This is a genomic window from Candidatus Symbiopectobacterium sp., from assembly GCF_020054415.1.
GTDB lineage: Bacteria > Pseudomonadota > Gammaproteobacteria > Enterobacterales > Enterobacteriaceae > Symbiopectobacterium.
Genome location: NZ_JAHWCO010000429.1, coordinates 1 through 2,101, shown reverse-complemented (window position 1 = coordinate 2,101; position 2,101 = coordinate 1). Strand labels below are relative to the sequence as shown.

Annotated in this window: 2 pseudogenes; both read right to left on the bottom strand. The window is 51.4% G+C overall.

Features of this window, described 5'->3' with window-relative positions:
- Nucleotides 1–1,056 precede the first annotated feature (1,056 nt).
- Nucleotides 1,057–1,827 (bottom strand): annotated as a pseudogene (locus QZ506_RS12540) (phage portal protein); the annotation flags it as partial.
- Nucleotides 1,828–2,017: 190 nt separating this feature from the next.
- A pseudogene (locus QZ506_RS12535) lies at nt 2,018–2,101 on the bottom strand (lipoprotein); the annotation flags it as partial.

The following is a 2,101-nucleotide window of genomic DNA, read 5'->3' as shown; positions in this document are numbered from 1 at the left end:
TTCGGTGTTTTCTTCCTTGTCTGTTTTTCCTGATCCTTGCTCTCATCGCGGCTTTGTTGAACAATGGGGAATAATGCTGCTATGACACGCCTGTTTTGGATTAAAATGCTGATCGCTCCGGGATGCATCACCACGCTCTGGATTTAACATACTGATTTTACGTCAAGGGAATCCGCAGCCTTTATGGCTACGCAGCATAATGGCTTTGTTGAATAATAGTGATTCATGCTGTTTTACCAAGCCAGTTTTGGTAGAAAATGCTTGTCCCCTCAGGTGTACAGCTTTCACATGAGGCCTAACTGCATGATTTTGCGTTGTGATGATCCGTCGTTTCACTGGACTGCCAGCATAAGATCTATTTATTCAACAAAGCCCATCCTGCACAGACCTTGCCGGTATTTTTTACCACCCTGATCGCCCGATCATCCCATAGCTGTAACATCTCGCTGTCTTTCATATTCGTCACTGCTAACACCGGCAGCCCCTGCGCGCGCAGCCAGCGCCGGACGTGCTACATCATCATCCTCACCGGCTTACCGATGCGTGCGCCCTAGCCTGTGCGTGACCCGGCCAACGTGCCGTCCAGGTCAACGCCTATCCATCCCATATTCTGATTCTCCTAAAGCCCGAGCATTCTGCCTTGCCCTGACCGCCGCCAGCGTAAGCGGAATGCCTGTTTATTCATAAAAATTAATAAGATACCTGCTGTTCATCGTCATCCCGGTATCCCCAAAACCCCACCAGAGCGCCTGTGCGGCCCAAGGTGATGCGTTAGACTGATGAGTGTGCTTTCTCGTCCTAAAACAAACGCGTCACAGGCTGGCTTTCATGCGGTCAGAAGCCGGGTTGATTTTGCCTTCCAGACCCCTTTGCGCGCAGTCCCCCCGCGCCTGCGCGCTGTTGACTTAATTATTCACTTTTTATGCACCCATCCACCCCCTATAAACCCTTGTCCGGCGCGGCTTTCAGACCGATTTTTTCCCAAAAAAAGTGTTGCGTTTTGTTGCACCCCTGTGTTGCAGTCTTCGGCGTTGTCGTGAGCACCGTTTTGATGGCTTATCCGGCCTCATTATCCAGCAGTTCATAAGGCTTAAATCGCACCACCTCCTCGCCTACCCAATCATTAATTTCGCTCAGACGTTGCTGGAGAGGGGCAAGCTCATTGATGGCAAAAACCCGCGCCGCTTTTTCCACATCACCAAAGCCGCCGGTATTGTTGGGTAAAATCCCCATCAGCTGTGGCGGGATGCGCTGCGCGGCCAGCTGATCATCCCGGCTGGTGTTTTTGATGTGCATAAACTCATCCTTCGCTGCCACCTTTGCCAGCGGGATAAGCTGCAGCCCGTCTTTTTTGCCGTTCGGCGCATACATAAACAGGTTACGGAAGTTACCTGGTCCTTTCGATTCCTTCATCGCCTTGCGCAAAGCGTCGATATCGTCCTGACTGTGCGCCACATCGTTCATGTACAGGATAAAGCAGGCATGGCTGCCATTGAGGTAGTACTTGCGACGAAACAGCGTCGCCGCTTCATTCAGCCACACCGAGTTCAGGGCGGACAGGTACTCCGGTACGCCGTAAATCTCTTGGTTAATATCCGGATCCAGCAGATGGAACACCGCGCCTGACGCAAACGGGTGGGGTCTATGAGGCTGGGCGACATACCAATAGGCGCCTGGTTCGATCCCCACGCGGGTATACTTGGCCGGGCTGGGGATGAGTGTCATCACATCACCCAGCCGGTTCACCCGGCGTTCAAGAAAGGCGTTGCCAAACACCATAAAATCGAGCGTAAAGCGGCTAAAATTCTGCTTGGACAGCAGGCGATGGTCGTGTATTCAATATGTTGAATACACGAACGAATTTTGGCGTCATACAATAAAGAGGTATCAGGTGAAGACTCTGTTGTGAGTAAAAATAGCAGCATTCTTGAAATCCCGACGGCTATAAAAAATGGCGTGGAAGGCTTTGTTGAATAAATCAGAACTTGTGACGACTGCGCCCCATACGGGTCGATTGTTACGTGATGCGAATACTGTTCGGCATTCCTAATAGCGTGATCCGGTTAAGCGCTTTGACCATGGCCATGGCTTCACCCACCTG